A 16519-nucleotide genomic window follows, 5' to 3' on the forward strand; every position below is an offset into this window, starting at 1 on the left:
CGGATCGTCGAACGTCCGTTTCCGAGGCATTAACGGCGGGCATCCATCCCTCGGCAGAAGCTGAAGGAGGTCCGGGGGTGGCGTTGATGGTGGCGCGAGCTGTGCCAGTTCAGGCCGGGTCGACCTCATCGGCCATGGCCGTTCCGCACGGTCCGGCCAGTGTCTCGACAGCACGGCGCAGGCTGCGCAGCGATCTCGGTGATCGCTCGATACCGGATGCGGTGATTGACGACGCGGTGTTGATCCTCTCCGAACTGCTCAGCAATTCCTGTCGTCATGCCAGACCGCTGCCGGCCGATGATCCGGACGCAGCGGACGAACCCGGCGACGACGCGGAGATCGGTACGGTGCTGGTGAGTTGGCGGATGCGCGCGGACGGTCTGCTGACCCTGGAGGTGACGGACGGCGGGGCGACCACCCGGCCGGTGCCGGCCAGCCCGTCGGTGACGGCGCACGGCGGCCGGGGCCTGAGCATCGTCGGCAAGCTGGCCAAGGACTGGGGCGTGCGGCACGCACCCGGTCAGGTGACGGTGTGGGCGGACCTGCCGGCGTTCGAGCAGGTGGCGGGCGGCCGGGAGCGGCGCAGCGCCTGAACGGGGCGGCGCGGGCGAAGTAGGCTGCCCGGTGCAAAGTCCGCCGTCCCCGGGAGAGCCGCACCATGGCCAAGAAGGCCGCGAAGAAGCAGCCCAGCCAGTCCACCGTCGTCGAGGGCGAGGTCCCGGTCGTCGGAGCCCGCGAGGCGTGCCCGTGCGGCTCCGGCCGCCGGTACAAGGCCTGCCACGGCCGCGAGGCGGCGCACGCGGTGCAGGAGTTGGTGCACCGGCCGTTCGAGGGCCTGCCGGGCGAGGCGGACTGGGTGGCCCTGCGCGAGCTGGTGCCGGCCGCCACGGTGCCGCTGACGCTGGCCGCCGGGGTGGCCGAGGAGGCCGTCGGCGAGGTCCCGTCGGTGACGCTGGCGACGGTGCTGCCGCTGGCCTGGCCGGCGCTGCGCCGGGCGGACGGGTCGATCCTGCTGGGCCTGCAGACCCAGTCGTCCTCGGGCGACCTGAGCCGTGACCTGGCGGACGCGCTGGAGCTGGCGCTGGCCACCGAGCCGGGCACTCCGGTACCGGCCCGCCGGACCAGCCCGGGCGGCCGCCGCCTGCAGGAACTGCTGGACGTGACGGCCGAGTTCGTGCCCGCCGTGCACACCGGCTTCGAGTTCTGGCTGGAGGACGCCGAGTCGGCGACCGGCGAGGTCGCGGCCTCGCTGGAGCGGGCGAACGCGTCGGCGATCCCGACCGAGAAGCTGGCCGGCGTGGACTCCGCCTACTGGTGCGGCACCCCGGACAAGAACCACCTGCGCTGGGTGATGACCGTCCCCGAGGAGCAGCTGCTGGACGCGCTGGCCCGGCTGACCGCGGCCGGCGAGAGCTCGCTCGGCGAGGGCACCAAGCTGGTCGGCTCGTTCCGCGCGCACGGCCTGACCGTGCCGGTCTGGGACCTGCCGCTGGAGATGACCGCCGCCGACGTGGAGAAGCCGGCCGTGGAGTTCGCCGCGAAGCTGGCCGAGGTGCTGGCCGCGCCCGCGCCGCTGACCGCCGAGGAGCGCCGCTCCCGGGCCAACCTGGTGAACCGTCAGATCACTCTGAACTAGCCGCAGGTGACCGGCGTCACACCGCCGTCCGGCCGCCGAAAATCCCAAGGGCCTTTCGGCGTGGACAAATTGGCGCGGAGCCGGATCTTTGTTACTGTTTGAACAGTCCGACCGCTGGTGCATCCCCCGTCGCCAGCGGTCGGGCCTTTTCTGTCTCCGGCCCTACCCCGCAAGCGGGCTGACGAAGCGTCAGCCGCTCGGCCGGGCGACGGCCGTGGCGGTGATCAGCCCGCCCAGCAGCGTGCCGACCTCCGGCAGCCAGGGGCGCCCCGGTCCGGGGCGGCACACCCAGTGCACCGGCCCGGCGCCCGTCCGCGAGGGCGGCAGCACCAGGTAGCCGCCCGGCCCGTGGTAGCGCAGCGCGCCCGGCACCCACGGCCGTTCGGACAGCAGCCCGCCGAGCTCCGGCAGCGTGTACGGCGCCGTCAGCAGCACGAACCGGCCCGGCGTGCCGAGCACCGGGCCGTACGGGACGCCGATCTCGTCCAGGTGCCGCAGCAGCCACGGGCCGGCCGGGCGGGGCAGGCTCACCGCGCACAGCGCCCGCCCGGTGGCCGCCAGCACCGGCGCGCCGGGCGCGCGCCGCTCCCACCAGTGGCGGACCATCCGCGGATCGGTGGTGGCCGCCTCCAGCGGCGGGTCGGACGGGTGCGCGCCGGGCATCGGGCAGAGCCGGTCCGGGCAGGAGCAGGGGCCGGCCGGGCCGCGCAGCACCCGCGCGCCGGGCACCACCGGCCAGCCGCACCCGACGGCCGCGTGCAGCGCGGCGGCCAGCGCCAGGGTCCGGCCGCGGCGTCCCGGCCACCACTGGCCGACCCGCTCGGACAGCAGCTCTCGGCGGTGTGGGCGCATGGCGACTCGTTCCTCTCCGCGTCGGACGGCGTGGGTCGGGGACTGGCGGGCGGTACGCGTGCGCTTCGGTTACCCGCCGCTGGAACGAGAATCCCCCATACGTCCGGATGGACGCGGGCCGGCCGACAGCGGTTCCACCGTACGAGTGAGTGCGCGACGCCCCGGGTGGCATGCGGGAGGCCCCGCCGTACGATCCCTGGCACGTTCCGGCCGTCGCACTCCTGGACATGCCCCGATCGGCCTGTGTACAAGTGGGGGAATCGTGCCGAGTAGTGAGTAAAGACATCGTTTTCGGTCGGTCTCGGGGGTCCTGCGTGACACGTTCCGGATTGTGGGGAGTTGCGACATGACCGACGTCCAGCCGCTGACGTCCGAGGCCCTGACGTCCGAGCCGGTGCTGCTGCCGGAACTCGGCGAGCCGGCCTCGGCCGATCTGCAGGACCGTTTGGCCGGATGGCTGTCCGATTTCACCAGCCTCCAGGAGCACCTGGAGCTGCTGGCCAGGGCGGACGGGCTGCCCGGCACCCTCGACGCGCTGCTGGACTCCGGCGCGGCGCTGCTCGGCGCCCGCCGCGGCCTGGTGGTCACCCTGCGGCCGGGACCGGCCCGCACCCTGGCCCGGCCGGTCGGCCTCGGCCTGGACCGGTCGGTGCTCGGCGCGCTGGAGACCCTGCCCGCCGAGCACGGCCCGTTCGCAGACCTGCTCGGCCGGCCGGGCGGCACCGGCCGGCTGCTGATCTCCGACCTGGCCACCGACCCGTCCGTCGGCCCCCGGTTCCGCGAGCTCGCCGCCCAGCTCGGCCTCGGCGCCTGCTACGCGCTGCCGCTGGCCACCGAACGCGAGGGCGCGCTCGGCGCCGCCGTCTGGTTCTACGACGAGCCCGGCAGCCCCGACGAGCGCCGCGAACACCTGGCCCGCCGCTACTGCGAGTTCGCCGCCCCGCTGCTCGCCCGCCAGCTGGAGGCCGACCGGGCGGTGCGCGCCACCGCCGCGCTGCGCCGCTCGCTGCTTCCCGACCACCTGCCGAGCCGGCCCGGGCTGCGGACCGCCGCCCGCTGCGTGCCCGCCGCGCTGGAGCGCTCCGCGGGCAGCGACTGGTACGACGCGGTCGCGCTGCCGGACGACACGGTGGCGCTGACCGTCGGCAGCGTGCTCGGCGGCGGCCCCAGCGCCGGGCCGGGCGCGGGGCCGGCGCGGCCGCCGCGATGGGCCGGGTGCGGGCGGCGCTGCGCGCCTACGCGGTGCTGGAGGGCGAGGACCCGGTGTCGGTGCTCGGCGACCTGGAACTGCTGCTGAAGACCACCGAGCCGACCCGTTCCGCGACCGCCGTGTTCGCCAACGTCGACCCGGCCGAGCGGCGGATCGCGCTGGCCGGGGCGGCGAACTGCCCGCCGGTGCTGCTCACCCAGCACGGCGCGAACTTCGTCGAGACCTCGCTGTCCGCGCCGCTCGGCATGCTCAGCTGCTGGGAGGCCCCGGGGGTGGAGCTCACCGCGGAGCGCGGCGACGTGCTGGTGCTCTACACCGAGGGCCTGGCCCGCCGCTTCGGCGCCAACCTGCACGCCGGGCAGAGCGCGCTGCGCCGGGTCGCCGCCGACGCCCCCAGGGACGTCCGCCTCGACCCGGACCGGCTCTGCGACCACCTGCTGGCCGAGGCCGGCGGCGAGGAGCCCGGCGAGGACGACCTGGTGCTGCTGGCCGCCCGCTTCGAGTAAGGTCCGTCGCTGCTCGAAGGGGCTTTCTCCACTCGAACGGGCCTACGTACCATGGGGGCGACGTCCGCCCTCGCGCCCCGCGACCCGGGGAGTGCGGGGCGGTACCACGCGCAAGGAGGCGACGCAGTGACCGAGGACCGCAGCCCGGCGGTGTCCGAGAACCCCGAAGGGACCGCCGACGGCGAGGAGGAGGACAAGCCGATCAAGAGCCGCAAGAACGGCCTGTACGGCGAGATCTCCGAGGAGCTCACCGCCTCCATGCGCTCCGGCTGGGCCGACACCGAGCTGCACGGCCTGCAGCCGGTCGCCCAGGCCCCGTACGCGGCCGAGCGCCGCGCCAAGCTGTCCGCCGCCTTCCCCGGCGAGCGGCTGGTCGTCCCGGCGGGCAACCTGCGCACCCGCTCCAACGACACCGAGTACGCGTTCCGCGCCGCCAGCGAGTACGTGCACCTGACCGGCAACCAGACCGAGGACGCGGTGCTGGTCGGCGAGCCGGTCGACGGCGGCCACGAGTTCGCGCTCTACCTGCTGCCGCGCTCCGACCGGGAGAACGGCGAGTTCTGGCTCAGCGGCCAGGGCGAGCTGTGGGTGGGCCGCCGCAACTCCCTCACCGAGGCGTCCCAGCTGTACGGCCTGCCCGTCCGCGACGTCCGCAAGGCCGCCGAGGAGCTGGCCGCCGTCACCGTCCCGACCCGCCTGGTGCGCGGCTACGACGCCGGCCTGGAGGCCGCCCTCGCCGAGCAGCTCGACGAGGAGAAGGACGACGAGCTGAAGGTGTTCCTGTCCGGGCTGCGCCTGGTGAAGGACGCCTGGGAGATCGGCGAACTGCGCGCCGCCTGCACCTCGACCGTCAACGGCTTCACCGACGTGGTGCGCGAGCTCGGCCAGGCCGTCGCCACCTCCGAGCGCTGGATCGAGGGCACCTTCTGGCGCCGCGCCCGGGTCGAGGGCAACGACGTCGGCTACGGCACCATCGCCGCCGCCGGCCCGCACGCCACCACCCTGCACTGGGTCCGCAACGACGGCGACGTCCGCCCCGGCGAACTGCTGCTGCTCGACGCCGGCGTGGAGACCAGCACCCTCTACACCGCCGACGTCACCCGCACGCTGCCGATCAACGGCGCCTTCACGCCGCTGCAGCGCAAGATCTACGACGCGGTGTACGACGCCCAGGAGGCGGGCATCGCCGCGGTCAAGCCGGGCGGCAACTTCCGCGACTTCCACGACGCCGCGCAGCGGGTGCTCGCCGAGCGCCTGCTGGAGTGGGGCCTGATCGACGCCTCGGTGTACGACGTGGACAAGGTCCTGGAGCTCGGCCTGCAGCGCCGCTGGACCCTGCACGGCACCGGTCACATGCTCGGCCTGGACGTCCACGACTGCGCGCACGCCCGCCGCGAGAACTACGTGGACGCGGTGCTGGAGCCCGGCATGGTGCTGACCGTCGAGCCCGGCCTGTACTTCCAGGCCGACGACCTGACCGTCCCCGAGGAGTACCGCGGGATCGGCGTCCGGATCGAGGACGACATCCTGGTCACCGCCGACGGCAACGAGAACCTGTCGATCGGCCTGCCCCGGCAGGCCGACGAGGTGGAGGCCTGGATGGCCTCGCTGACGGGCTGACCCCGCCGCGGCATCGCCCCGAAGCCCCCGTCCGGTCCGCCGGCGCGGGGGCTTCGGTGCGCTCAGTGCCGCCGGCCCCATCCGGAGCGGACGGCGACGGTCACGACATTCTTCTCGAAACGGGCACGGACGGGCGTGAACATGGCTGCTCTCCGGGAAAAGGGTGTGGTGGACGGCCGCGGGCGGCGCTCCCGCTGCCCCCGCTGACGCCCCCATCCTCCCGGGCGGTTGCAGGTCAGTTCCAAAGGTTTTCCGCCCCCGCCCGATCAGCCTCCGGCACGGCCCGTGCGCACCCGGTCCGCCCCGGGGTCGCACCCGGACCCCGGGGGCGCGGGCCGCTACACTCGCCGCGAACCCGCCACCGGCCGCACCAGGAGCACCACATGGCCGAGCCCGTACCCGTCGTCATCGGAAAGCGCCCGGCGCCCGTGCACACCGTCGCGGTGTACGCCTTCGCGGGCATGGCCCCCTTCGAACTGGGCGTGGTGGTCGAGGTGTTCGCCCTCGCCCGGCCCGAACTCGCCGGCCTGCTGGCCGCCCCCTGGTACGACGTCCGGGTGTGCGCCGAGCGCCCCGGGCACCCGCTGGAGGCGGTCGGCGGCTTCACCCTGACGCCCCGTCACGGCCTGGAGGAACTCGCCGCCGCCGACACCGCCGTGGTGGTCGGCGTCCCCGACCCGTACGGCCAGGTGCCGCCCGCCGTGGTCGCCGCGCTGCGCACCGCGCACGCCCGCGGCGCCCGGGTGGTGTCGATCTGCTCCGGCGCCTTCGCGCTGGCCGCCGCCGGCCTGCTGGACGGCCTGCCCGCCACCACCCACTGGCGGTGGGCCGAGGAACTGCGCCGCCGCCACCCGGAGGTCCGGGTCGACCCGGACGTGCTGTACGTGGACAACGGCCAGGTGCTGACCAGCGCCGGCAGCGCCGCCGGCATCGACCTGTGCCTGCACCTGGTCCGGCAGGACCACGGCGCGAAGGTCGCCAACACGGTCGCCCGCCGCTTCGTCGCCCCGCCCCACCGCGACGGCGGGCAGGCGCAGTTCGTCGAGGCCGCGGTGCGGCCGGTGGACGAGCCCGAGGACGGCGTGACCCGCTCCATGCGCTGGGCGCTGGACCACCTCGCCCGGCCGCTGACCGTGCCGCTGCTGGCCCGGGCGGCCGCCATGTCGGACCGCTCGTACCTGCGGCACTTCACCGCCCGCAACGGGGTCAGCCCGATGCGGTGGGTGGCGATCCAGCGGATCGCGGCCAGCCTGCCGCTGCTGGAGTCGCCGGAGGGCAGCGTCGAGGAGATCGCCGCGGCGGTCGGCTTCGAGTCGGCGGCGACCTTCCGCCACCACTTCGGCCGCACCATGCGCACCTCGCCGTCCGCCTACCGGCGCACCTTCGGCCGGGCCGCCTGAGCGCCCCGGCCGGCACCGGCCGGCCGGGCGTCCGGCGCGGCCCGTCCGGCCGCGCGTTCCGCCCGGCCGGGGCCGGCCGACGCGGCGTCAGGACTGCTCCTGCCGGTCCGCGTTGGCGTGGATCGCGTCCCGCAGCCACCCGGCGAGGCCCGGGGCGAGCTGCTCGTAGGTGGCGGTGAACCGCTCGTCGGCGACGTACATGTCGCCGAGGCAGCGGTGCATCTGCGGGGCGCACTCGTAGAAGTTCAGGCCGATGTGCCCGCGGTGCTGCTCGGCGGCGTCCATCGCCTCCGGGCTGTCCGGCGCCGCACCGGCCGTGAACGCGGCCACCAGGGCGTCGTTGACGGCGTCGGTCTCCGCCTTGATCCGCTCCCAGTCCGCCTTGGTGTACGTCGAGGTCTTCGCCTGGGACTGCTTCCACGCGTCGGTGTCGCCCCAGCGCTGCTCGGCCTCGTCCTCCCAGTTCTCCTGGTAGTCCTTGCCGAACACCTCGAACTTCTCCTCAGGGGTCAGCTGAATTCCCAACGTCCTTGCCTCCATCGCTCGTTCGACCGCCGCGGCGAGGTCTTCCAGCTTCCTGATCCGATCGCCGATCAGCTCGCGCTGCCGGCGCAGGTGCTCGGTCGGGCTGACCGAGCGGTCGTCCAGGATCGCCGCGATCTCCTCCAGCGGGAAGCCGAGTTCGCGGTAGAACAGGATCTGCTGCAGCCGGTCCAGCTCGGCGTCGTCGTACCGCCGGTAGCCGGCCCGGGTGCGGCCGCCGGGCGACAGCAGCCCGACCTCGTCGTAGTGGTGCAGGGTGCGCACCGTCACTCCGGCGAGCCGGGCGAGCTGCCCGACCGTGTACCCGCTCATCGCGTCCTCCTTCCCTCCCGCTGCGAACCAGCCTCCGGCCTCACGTCGCGTGAGGGTCAAGCCGGAACGCGGGGACGGTCATTCGGACTCGCCGTAGCGGACCAGGTAGCCGGCGAAGCGCTCCAGGTCCTCGTCGTCCCAGGAGGTGAAGCGGTCGGTGAAGGCCCGCCGCCGCTGCTCGTAGGCCTCCGCCAGCAGCTGCTCGCCCGCCTCGGTCAGGTGCAGCAACTGGCCGCGCTGGTCGTCCGGGTCGGCCTGCCGGCCGAGCAGGCCGAGCCGCTCCAGCGCCCCGACCTGCCGGCTCACGGTGGACTTGTCGAGCATGAAGTGCGCCGCCAGGTCCGCGCCCCGGCAGGAGCCGCGTTCCTTGACCAGGTCGAGCATGCTGTACGTGACCAGCGAGAGCTCGGGGTGCAGCTGGGCTGCCTTGTGGCGGGCCCGGCGGGCGAACGCGGTGAGCTCGCGCTGAATGGTGTCCAGCGCGGCGTCGCGGTCGGGCATGGCGGTGACTCCTTCGTCGTGCGGTGTTGCGACCCACGGTAGGGGCAGCCGCACTCAGACGCCGACCGCCTCCTCCATCTCCTCCTCCGCGGGCTCCCCGGCGGTCGGCGCCGGGGCTGCGGCGAGGCCCCGGCGGCGCTCGGTGCGGGCGGCCAGGAGGAGCAGCGCCGCGCCGGCCGCGAGCCAGCCGAACAGGGTGGCGACGTGGCCGCCGAGCCCGGCCCGGCCGCCGAAGTGGGCGTGGTCGCGGACGCCCTCCAGGAAGCCCGCGCCGTTCCAGAAGGAGTGCAGCGCGGCGTAGAAGCCGTTCTGCAGCTCGGGCTGGAAGACGCCGCCGGAGCTGGTGAAGTTGAGCATCACGAACAGCGCCATCATGGTCAACGTGGTCCAGCGGCCGAGGAAGGTGTGCAGGGCGGTGCCGATCGCGATGATGCCCGCCGAGTACAGCCAGCTCATCGCCCAGACGCCGAACAGGCCGTGGTCGACCAGGTGGAACACCGGCCCGGCCAGCGCCGCTCCGAACAGGCTGACCACGAGCGCCACGCCGAGCCCGAGCAGGGCGCGTGCCCGCACGGTCAGGGCCGCGCCGGCCGCGCCGAGCACCGCGACCGAGCCGTAGGAGCCGATGCTCAGCGCCACCAGCAAGAAGAACAGACCCTGTCCGGTCGGGTCGCCGGCCGGCATCGGGGTCAGTTCCTGGACGGCCAGCGGCTTGTCCTGCTGGGCGGCGACCCGGGTGAACACCTTCTCGGCGGCGCTCGCCGAGGTCTCCGAGTTCGCGGTGGCCACCAGGAGGGTCGGCGTGCCGGCGTCGGGGACGTAGGCGGCGACCAGCTCCCGGTCGAGCAGCCCGGTCCGGGCCGCGTCGGTGTCGGCCAGGGTGGTGACGTCCAGCGCGTCGCCGGCCCTGTCCTGGACGGTCCGCGCGAGCGCCTGGGCCTGCGGGCCCTGGCCGACCACGGCGACCGGCAGCCGGTGCGGGGCGGGGGCGTGGAAGGCGGACAGGTACGCGATCCCCATGCCGAGGCACATCAGCAGCGGTGTGACCAGGTGGGTGAGGACGTGCCGCAGGGCGGGGCGGGGGGCCGCTGGCAGCGAGGACATCACGACTCCAGAGTTGGTAAATGCAACTAACTCGTTGCACTTTACAACGCCAGGATGCTTCGTATCCACCCTTCCGCCGTCCCTGTGACCCGCCCCACCGCGCTACAGCAGGTCGTCCAGCTCCCGCAGCAGCCGGGCCTTGGCCCGCGCCCCGACGATCGAGCGGACCGGCTCACCCCCCTGGAACACCATCAGCGTCGGCATCGACAGCACGCCGTACGCGGCCTGGGTCTCCGGGTTCCGGTCCACGTCCAGCTGGACGATCTTCAACCGGCCCGCCTGCTCCACCGCCATCTCCGCCAGCACCGGCGCGATCATCCGGCACGGCGGGCACCAGTCGGCGGTGAACTTCACCAGCACCGGGCCCTTCTCCGCCAGCACCTCGTCCGCGAAGTCCTGGTCCGTCACCACCTGCACGCCACTCATCGGATCCCCTCTCGTCGCTCACTCGTCCCTGCGCACCAGCTCGCAGCGCGGCTGGGCGTCCGCCGCGGCCAGCGCGTCGCGCGCCGCCTCGGCCTGCCCCAGCTGCGCCGCCACCTGGTCCCGGATCTCGCTCAACCGGGCCACCATGGCGTCCAGTTCGGCGAGCTTCGCCCGGTACACCTCCAGCGAGGCCGGGCAGGAGTCGCCCGCCGGATGCCCGGCCCGCAGGCACTCCACGAACGGCCGGGTCTCCTCCAGCACGAACCCGAAGTCCTGCAGCACCCGGATCTGCCGCAGCAGCCGCAGGTCCTCCTCGTCGTACGCCCGGTACCCGTTGCCGCCGCGCCGCGCGGGCAGCAGCCCCCGCGACTCGTAGTACCGCAGCGCCCTGGTGGTGGTCCCCGCCCGCTGCGCCAGCTCGCCGATCCGCATGCCACGACGCTAGACCTTCACCCCGGCGTCAACGCCAGCCGCCCGCCCGGAACCCGCCTCGGGAAAAGCCCGGAAAGCGCTTGCCGAGATCCTCTACCCTCACCGGGTGACCGACCTGACGACGGCCCTGCTCGCGGCCTACGACGAGCACATGCGCGGCCTCGGCGCCGCCCGCGACGGCGAGACCCAGCAGAGCGACGGACCGCTGCTCCGCAAGCACGGCGGCTTCCGCGGCTTCATCACCTCCCCCACCGCCGACCTCGGCCTGCGCGGCGCCGAACTCGACGAGCTGATCACCCGTCAGCGCGACTTCTTCGCCGCCCGCGGCGAGGCCGTCGAGTGGAAGACCCGCGGCCACGACCTGCCCGCCGACCTCCCCGAGCGGCTCACCGCCGCCGGCTTCGTCGCCGAGGCCCCGGAGACCGTCCTGATCGGCCTGACCGCCGAACTCGCCACCCCCACCCCGGTCCCCGAGGGCATCGTGCTGCGCCCCGTCACCGCGCCCGCCGACATGCGGCGGATCGCCGCGATGGAGAGCGAGGTCTGGGGCGAGGACTGGAGCTGGCTGGCCGACGACCTGGCCGACCGCGCCGCCGCCGACCCCGACGGCTTCCTCGTCGTGGCCGCCGAGACCGACACCCGCACCCCCGAGGTGGTCTCCGCCGCCTGGCTGATGCGCACCCCCGGCACCGAGTTCGCCGGCCTGTGGGGCGGCTCCACCCTCGCCGCCTGGCGCGGCCGCGGCATCTACCGCTCGCTGGTCGCCCACCGCGCCCGCTGGGCCCTCGACCGCGGCATCCGCTACCTCCAGGTCGACGCCTCCCCCGACAGCGCCCCCATCCTGCGCCGCCTCGGCATGCACGCCGTCACCACCACCACCCCGTACGTCTGGACCCCGCCCACCATCTGACACCCCGCCCGACCTGCCAAGACGCCCCCGTCCCGGCGATTTCCGGAGAATCTCCGCCAGCATGTAGAGAAGCCCCCGCCCGCTCCGACCACTGCACGCAAGCACCCACCGAGCACAGAGGACGTGGTCCCCGTGAAGTACCTGCTGATGACCTACGGCAACCAGGAGAAGTGGGCGTCGATCTCCGCCGAGGAGTGGCCGGAAGCGATCGCCAAGCAGGACGCGTTCAACGAGCGCTACCGCGGGACCGGCGAACTGATCGGCGCCTACGGCCTCGGCGACGCCGCCGCCGCCCGGCTGGTGCGCCGGCAGGACGGACTGCCCGCGGTGAGCGACGGCCCGTACCTGGAGACCAAGGAGTACATGGCGAGCTTCTACCTGCTGGACTGCGAGAACGAGCAGCGGGCCCTGGAGATCGCCGCCGACATGCCCTGGGCCGACCAGGAGCCGGTCGAACTGTGGCCGATCCTGCACGAGACCCCGATGGCGGACCCGGCCGCGTGACCGGACCGACCGCCGCCGACCAGGACCTGCTGCGCACCCTCGCGCCGCAGGTCCTGGCCGTGCTGCTGCGCCGCCACCCCGGCGCGTTCGACAGCTGCGAGGACGCGGTGCAGGAGGCCCTGCTCGCCGCCGCCTTGCAGTGGCCCGACCAGGGCCGGCCGGACAACCCGCGCGGCTGGCTGGTCACGGTGGCGTCCCGCCGGCTGGTCGACCTGGTGCGCGCCGACCGGGCCCGGCGCGAACGAGAGGAGCGGCTGTTCCTCGCCACCCCGCAGTCCGAACTGCTGGGCCGCCCGGCGGACGCCGGCCCCGAGGCGGACGGCGACGACTCGCTGGCGCTGCTGTTCCTGTGCTGCCACCCGGCGCTGACCGCGCCGAGCCGGATCGCGCTGACCCTGCGCGCCGTCGGCGGCCTGACCACGGCCCAGATCGCCGCCGCCTTCCTGGTGCCGGAGGCCACCATGGCGCAGCGGATCAGCCGCGCCAAGCAGACCATCCGCTCCTCCGGGCTGCGGTTCGCGCTGCCCGGCCCGGGCGAGACGGTGGAGCGGCTGCGCGAGGTGCTGCAGGTGCTCTACCTGGTCTTCAACGAGGGCTACACGGCCACCTCCGGCGACGACCTGACGACCCCTCACCTGTCGGACGAGGCGATCCGGCTGACCAGGCTGCTGCACCGCCTGCTGCCCGCGGACGCCGAGGTGATGGGCCTGCTCGCGCTGATGCTGCTCACCGACGCCCGCCGCCCCGCCCGCACCGGCCCGGGCGGCGAACTGGTGCCGCTGGCCGAGCAGGACCGCTCGCGCTGGGACGGCGCGGCGATCGCCGAGGGCGTCGCGCTGGTCGAACGCGCGCTGCCGCACGGCCGGGTCGGCCCGTACCAGTTGCAGGCGGCGATCGCGGCGCTGCACGACGAGGCGCCGAGCGTGGCGGACACCGACTGGCCGCAGATCCTCGCCCTGTACGACCTGCTGGTGCGGGTCGCCCCCGGCCCGATGCCGGAGCTGGGCCGGGCGGTGGCGCTGGCGGAGGTGACCGGACCGGAGCTCGCGCTGAAGGAACTCGACGTGCTGGAGCCCGCGTTGGGCCGCCACCACCGCTTCCTCGCGGTGCGCGCCGAACTGCTGGCCCGCCGCGGCGACCCGGCCGGCGCGGCGGAGGCCTTCCGCCGGGCGTCCGCCCTGGCGCCCAGCCTGCCGGAGCGCCGCTACCTCGCGGACCGCGCCCGGCGCACCTCCTAGCCGGCGACGGCCGCAGCCACCGCGGCGTCGACGGCCCCGTACAGCTCGGAGCGCAGGCCGAGCCGGCTGGCCCGGATCTCGACCGCCTCGGCGACGGCCGGCTGGGCGTAGCGGTCGACGGACTCCCGGATGCCGTGGATCAACGGCGCGCCGGCCAGGCCGAGTTCGCCGCCGATGACGATGGCGGCGGGGTTGAGGCAGTTGACCAGGTCGGCGAGGACGCGGCCGATGGTGCGGCCCGCCTCGCCGATGACCCGGGCCGCCGCGGGGACGGCCGCGAGCTCGCCCAGCGGGGGCAGTTCCACCGACTCGCGGGCGCCTGGGCTGAGCACGTGGGCCAGCCGGCGGCGGACCTCGACGATGGAGGCGACCGACTCCAGGCAGCCGCGGTTGCCGCAGCGGCACCAGGTGCCGGTGTCGGGGAGCTGGATGTGGCCGATCTCGCCGGAGATGCCGCTCGCGCCGCGGTAGATCCGGCCGTCGAGCAGCAGCCCGGCGCCGATGCCGGTGGACGCCTTCACGTAGATCAGGTCGTTGACGGCCTGCCCGTCGCTGTGGGCGCGTTCGCCGCGGGCGCCCATCTCGGCGTCGTTGCCGACCGTGACGGGACGGCCGAAGAGCCGGCCGAGTTCGGCGGCGGGGTCCATGCCGATCCACTGGGAGAGGGTGGAGGGGGCGCGGACCACGTTGGTGCGGGTGTCGAGGGCGCCGGGGATGCCGGCGGCGACGGCGGTGATCGCGTCGAGGGTGTGCCCGGCGGCGGCCAGCGCCCGGTCGGCGAGGGTGCGGGCGGCGTCCAGGACCTCGCGCGGGTGGTTGTCGACGTCGAGGTGGGCGGTGGCCTCGCCGAGCAGGGCGCCGGTGGTGTCGGCGACGGCGGCGGTGACGTGGGTGTGCCCGAAGTCGAAGGCCAGCACGAGGGCGTGGGCGCGGCGCAGGGTGACGGCGGCGGCCCGGCGGCCGCGTCCGGTGGCGGTGGTGGCGGTGGTTTCGCCGGCGAGTCCTTCGTCGAGCAGGTCGGTGACGGCGCTGCTGACGGCGGAGCGGGAGAGCCCGGTGAGCCGGCTGATCTCGGCGCGGCTGAGCGTGCCGTGCTCGCCGAGGACGGCGAGCAGGGTGGCCCGGGTGCGCAGGCGGCGGGCCGAGGGAGCCGGGTTGGCGGGGGCGGTCATGCGGGGAACGGTAGCGGACCGCGACCGGATATACACCGTTGAACGGATTATTTGACAGACGACTTGTCCTCTTGACGGAGGAATTGGCCTATACCTATGGTCGAGGTCAACTGCCCGTCGTCCGGGGAGCAGCAGCACCTCATGTGCCGGTACGGGAACGCGCCGGGAGAGGAAAGGCCGATGAACGCCATCCAGAGCCGCCATCGCTGGTGCGTCGAGATTCCGCACGCCAACGAGGTCCGCTCCGGCCGCCACCTGTTCATCGTGGACGCCGCCGCCGAGGACGACGCCCGCCGGGCCGCCATCGAACGCGCCGAGTCGGCCGAGGCCCGCCGCCACCGCCGCGACGCCGCCCTGGACCTGGCCCAGGTCACCGTGGTCCACCTCGGCCTGCTGCGCACGCACTGAGTCCACGCGCCCCCGATCCCCCGACGGCCCGCCGGCCGCCGGGGGATCGCGTTTTCCGCCCCGCCCTCCCCGCCCGCCCGGCACCGGCACCGGCCGCCCGGAACAGGGGTGTGACTTCACCCGACCGAATTTGTATGCTTCGCTGACCCTCTACAGCACTGTAGAAGTTCGAGTCGGCGCCCGAGCCGACCGCAACCGGGAAGGGTGCGTCATGTCTGCACGCAGGGCGGGGGCCCACAGCACCGGAGCCGGGCGCGGCCGCCGGATCCGGCGGATCGCCCTGTGGACCACCGCCGGCGTCGCCGCCCTCTCCGTCACCGCCGGCGGCCTGGTCTACTACCGCCTCAACGGCAACCTGAGCACCTTCGACAGCTCCGGCGTCAGCAAGGACCGCCCGGACGCCGCCGGCGCCGACGCCCAGGGCCGCGTCCCGGTCAACCTGCTGCTGATCGGCTCCGACTCGCGGGCCGGCGCCAACAAGGACCTCGGCGGCGGCCAGGACGGCGGCGCCCGCTCGGACACCGCGATCCTGCTGCACGTCTACGCCGACCACAAGCACGCCGTCGGCGTCTCCGTCCCGCGCGACTCGCTGGTCGCCGTCCCGCCCTGCATGCTGCCGAACAAGACCTGGACCAAGCCGCAGGCCTCCGCCATGTTCAACAGCGCCTTCTCGGTCGGCGACACCGACCAGGGCAACCCGGCCTGCACCCAGAACACCGTCGAGAAGCTCACCGGACTGCGCGTCGACCACACCATGGTGATCAACTTCCAGGGCTTCGCCGACATGACCAAGGCCGTCGGCGGCGTCGACGTCTGCCTGCCCAAGCCGGTCTACGAGGGCGACCTCGACCCCAACCTCGGGCACCGCGGCAAGGTCCTCTTCAACCAGGGCCACCAGAAGATCTCCGGCCAGGCCGCCCTGGACTACGTCCGGATCCGGCACGGCCTCGGCGACGGCTCCGACATCGGGCGCACCAAGCGCCAGCAGGCCTTCCTCTCCTCGCTGATCAAGGAGGTCAAGGCGCAGGGCATGAACCCGGTGACGCTGCTGCCGCTGGCCGACGCCCTCACCAAGTCGCTCACCGTCGACGAGGGCCTCGGCTCCGCGCAGAAGCTCGTCGACTTCGCGATGTCCCTCAAGGACATCGACCTGCACGACATCAAGTTCCTCACCGTGCCGTGGCGCTACCAGGGCGAACGGGTCGCCCTGGTGCACCCCGACGCCGACCAGCTGTGGGCCGCCCTCAAGGCCGACCGCACCCTCGACGGCCAGGACACCGCCGGCGCCGCCGCCCCCACGCCCTCCGCCACCGCCGCCCCGACCACCAGCCAGGCCCCCGCCAAGGTCGACGGCACCGGCGTCCGGGTCACCGTCTACAACGGCACCGACGCCGCCGGACTGACCGCCCGGGCCGCCGAAGCGCTGGAGGCCTCCGGCTTCACCGTCGCCGGCCGCGCCAACGCCGCCTCCCGCACCCACGCCACCACCCTCGTCGAGTACGGGCCCGGCGAGAAGGCCAAGGCCGAGAAGGTCGCCGCGCTGTTCCCCGGCGCCACCCTGCAGGCCGGCAGCCGCGCCGGCATCAACCTCACCCTCGGCGCCGACTACGCGGCCGGCAACGGCACCACCGCCGCCCCGCCGCTGCCCACCGGCCCGCTCCCCACCAGCGTCAGCCAGGCCCGCTCCGCCGACGACGACGCCTGCGCCGACCTCACCTACGGCTGACCGGCACTCGACCACCACG

Annotated in this window: 18 protein-coding genes; 11 read left to right on the forward strand and 7 right to left on the reverse strand. The window is 74.3% G+C overall.

The window, feature by feature from the left end:
* Positions 1–86 precede the first annotated feature (86 nt).
* Entirely contained in the window at positions 87–593 is a 507-nt protein-coding gene (locus KCH_RS17980) for an ATP-binding protein (protein ID WP_035872566.1), read from the forward strand.
* A 65-nt stretch (positions 594–658) separates the two neighbouring features.
* Positions 659–1636 (forward strand): DUF5926 family protein, encoded by a 978-nt coding sequence (locus tag KCH_RS17985; protein WP_035864230.1) that lies wholly within the window; start codon positions 659–661, stop codon positions 1634–1636.
* 189 nt (positions 1637–1825) lie between these two features.
* Here the strand turns inward: KCH_RS17985 and KCH_RS17990 are convergent, their stop codons facing one another.
* Positions 1826–2488 (reverse strand): bifunctional DNA primase/polymerase, encoded by a 663-nt coding sequence (locus KCH_RS17990; RefSeq protein ID WP_035864232.1) that lies wholly within the window; start codon positions 2486–2488, stop codon positions 1826–1828.
* Between the two features lie 346 nt (positions 2489–2834).
* Here KCH_RS17990 and KCH_RS17995 point away from each other — a divergent pair, with 346 nt between their 5' ends.
* From KCH_RS17995 to KCH_RS18005, 4 genes are all read left to right on the forward strand, one after another.
* Complete coding sequence (locus tag KCH_RS17995; RefSeq protein ID WP_244305359.1) at positions 2835–3785, forward strand: hypothetical protein; 951 nt, start codon at positions 2835–2837, stop codon at positions 3783–3785.
* Entirely contained in the window at positions 3704–4204 is a 501-nt protein-coding gene (locus tag KCH_RS44585) for a PP2C family protein-serine/threonine phosphatase (RefSeq protein WP_244305360.1), read from the forward strand. The genes KCH_RS17995 and KCH_RS44585 overlap by 82 nt, the downstream gene beginning before the upstream one ends.
* A 126-nt stretch (positions 4205–4330) precedes the next feature.
* Complete coding sequence (locus tag KCH_RS18000; RefSeq protein WP_035864234.1) at positions 4331–5824, forward strand: aminopeptidase P family protein; 1494 nt, start codon at positions 4331–4333, stop codon at positions 5822–5824.
* A 383-nt stretch (positions 5825–6207) separates the two neighbouring features.
* Complete coding sequence (locus KCH_RS18005) at positions 6208–7224, forward strand: helix-turn-helix domain-containing protein (RefSeq protein WP_035864236.1); 1017 nt, start codon at positions 6208–6210, stop codon at positions 7222–7224.
* 87 nt (positions 7225–7311) lie between these two features.
* On the opposite strand, the gene KCH_RS18010 is transcribed toward KCH_RS18005, so the two are convergent.
* From KCH_RS18010 to KCH_RS18030, 5 genes are all read right to left on the reverse strand, one after another.
* Positions 7312–8079 (reverse strand): MerR family transcriptional regulator, encoded by a 768-nt coding sequence (locus KCH_RS18010; RefSeq protein ID WP_035864238.1) that lies wholly within the window; start codon positions 8077–8079, stop codon positions 7312–7314.
* Between the two features lie 78 nt (positions 8080–8157).
* Entirely contained in the window at positions 8158–8580 is a 423-nt protein-coding gene (locus tag KCH_RS18015; protein ID WP_035864240.1) for a MarR family winged helix-turn-helix transcriptional regulator, read from the reverse strand.
* 54 nt (positions 8581–8634) lie between these two features.
* Complete coding sequence (locus KCH_RS18020) at positions 8635–9684, reverse strand: membrane protein (protein ID WP_035864243.1); 1050 nt, start codon at positions 9682–9684, stop codon at positions 8635–8637.
* Between the two features lie 102 nt (positions 9685–9786).
* Complete coding sequence (gene trxA / locus KCH_RS18025) at positions 9787–10110, reverse strand: thioredoxin (RefSeq protein ID WP_035864244.1); 324 nt, start codon at positions 10108–10110, stop codon at positions 9787–9789.
* Between the two features lie 18 nt (positions 10111–10128).
* The gene (locus tag KCH_RS18030; protein ID WP_035864245.1) at positions 10129–10542 is read right to left on the reverse strand and encodes a MerR family transcriptional regulator; all 414 of its coding nucleotides are present in this window, start codon (positions 10540–10542) and stop codon (positions 10129–10131) included.
* 106 nt (positions 10543–10648) lie between these two features.
* Here KCH_RS18030 and KCH_RS18035 point away from each other — a divergent pair, with 106 nt between their 5' ends.
* From KCH_RS18035 to KCH_RS18045, 3 genes are all read left to right on the forward strand, one after another.
* On the forward strand, positions 10649–11452 hold the full coding sequence (locus KCH_RS18035; protein ID WP_035864246.1) for a GNAT family N-acetyltransferase: 804 nt from the start codon (positions 10649–10651) through the stop codon (positions 11450–11452).
* 132 nt (positions 11453–11584) lie between these two features.
* Positions 11585–11956: a YciI family protein gene (locus KCH_RS18040; RefSeq protein WP_035864247.1), complete on the forward strand. Its 372-nt coding sequence runs from the start codon at positions 11585–11587 to the stop codon at positions 11954–11956.
* Entirely contained in the window at positions 11953–13194 is a 1242-nt protein-coding gene (locus KCH_RS18045) for an RNA polymerase sigma factor (protein WP_035864249.1), read from the forward strand. The genes KCH_RS18040 and KCH_RS18045 overlap by 4 nt, the downstream gene beginning before the upstream one ends.
* Here KCH_RS18045 and KCH_RS18050 read toward each other — a convergent pair.
* Positions 13191–14366: an ROK family transcriptional regulator gene (locus tag KCH_RS18050; protein ID WP_035864251.1), complete on the reverse strand. Its 1176-nt coding sequence runs from the start codon at positions 14364–14366 to the stop codon at positions 13191–13193. The two genes, KCH_RS18045 and KCH_RS18050, sit on opposite strands and share 4 nt — an antisense overlap.
* A 180-nt stretch (positions 14367–14546) precedes the next feature.
* Here KCH_RS18050 and KCH_RS41415 point away from each other — a divergent pair, with 180 nt between their 5' ends.
* Positions 14547–14774: a hypothetical protein gene (locus tag KCH_RS41415; RefSeq protein ID WP_035864253.1), complete on the forward strand. Its 228-nt coding sequence runs from the start codon at positions 14547–14549 to the stop codon at positions 14772–14774.
* A gap of 211 nt (positions 14775–14985) precedes the next feature.
* On the forward strand, positions 14986–16500 hold the full coding sequence (locus KCH_RS18060; RefSeq protein ID WP_035864254.1) for an LCP family protein: 1515 nt from the start codon (positions 14986–14988) through the stop codon (positions 16498–16500).
* The last annotated feature ends 19 nt before the right edge of the window (positions 16501–16519 follow it).

It is taken from the genome of Kitasatospora cheerisanensis KCTC 2395, assembly GCF_000696185.1.
GTDB lineage: Bacteria > Actinomycetota > Actinomycetes > Streptomycetales > Streptomycetaceae > Kitasatospora > Kitasatospora cheerisanensis.

Bases quoted from the DNA above. Each gene is read 5' to 3' on its own strand.
- KCH_RS17980 (WP_035872566.1), top strand. From the start codon at position 87: ATGGTGGCGCGAGCTGTGCCAGTTCAGGCCGGGTCGACCTCATCGGCC.
- KCH_RS17985 (WP_035864230.1), top strand. From the start codon at position 659: ATGGCCAAGAAGGCCGCGAAGAAGCAGCCCAGCCAGTCCACCGTCGTC.
- KCH_RS17990 (WP_035864232.1), bottom strand. From the start codon at position 2,488: ATGCGCCCACACCGCCGAGAGCTGCTGTCCGAGCGGGTCGGCCAGTGG.
- KCH_RS17995 (WP_244305359.1), top strand. From the start codon at position 2,835: ATGACCGACGTCCAGCCGCTGACGTCCGAGGCCCTGACGTCCGAGCCG.
- KCH_RS18005 (WP_035864236.1), top strand. From the start codon at position 6,208: ATGGCCGAGCCCGTACCCGTCGTCATCGGAAAGCGCCCGGCGCCCGTG.
- KCH_RS18010 (WP_035864238.1), bottom strand. From the start codon at position 8,079: ATGAGCGGGTACACGGTCGGGCAGCTCGCCCGGCTCGCCGGAGTGACG.
- KCH_RS18015 (WP_035864240.1), bottom strand. From the start codon at position 8,580: ATGCCCGACCGCGACGCCGCGCTGGACACCATTCAGCGCGAGCTCACC.
- KCH_RS18020 (WP_035864243.1), bottom strand. From the start codon at position 9,684: ATGTCCTCGCTGCCAGCGGCCCCCCGCCCCGCCCTGCGGCACGTCCTC.
- trxA (WP_035864244.1), bottom strand. From the start codon at position 10,110: ATGAGTGGCGTGCAGGTGGTGACGGACCAGGACTTCGCGGACGAGGTG.
- KCH_RS18030 (WP_035864245.1), bottom strand. From the start codon at position 10,542: ATGCGGATCGGCGAGCTGGCGCAGCGGGCGGGGACCACCACCAGGGCG.
- KCH_RS18050 (WP_035864251.1), bottom strand. From the start codon at position 14,366: ATGACCGCCCCCGCCAACCCGGCTCCCTCGGCCCGCCGCCTGCGCACC.
- KCH_RS41415 (WP_035864253.1), top strand. From the start codon at position 14,547: ATGAACGCCATCCAGAGCCGCCATCGCTGGTGCGTCGAGATTCCGCAC.
- KCH_RS18060 (WP_035864254.1), top strand. From the start codon at position 14,986: ATGTCTGCACGCAGGGCGGGGGCCCACAGCACCGGAGCCGGGCGCGGC.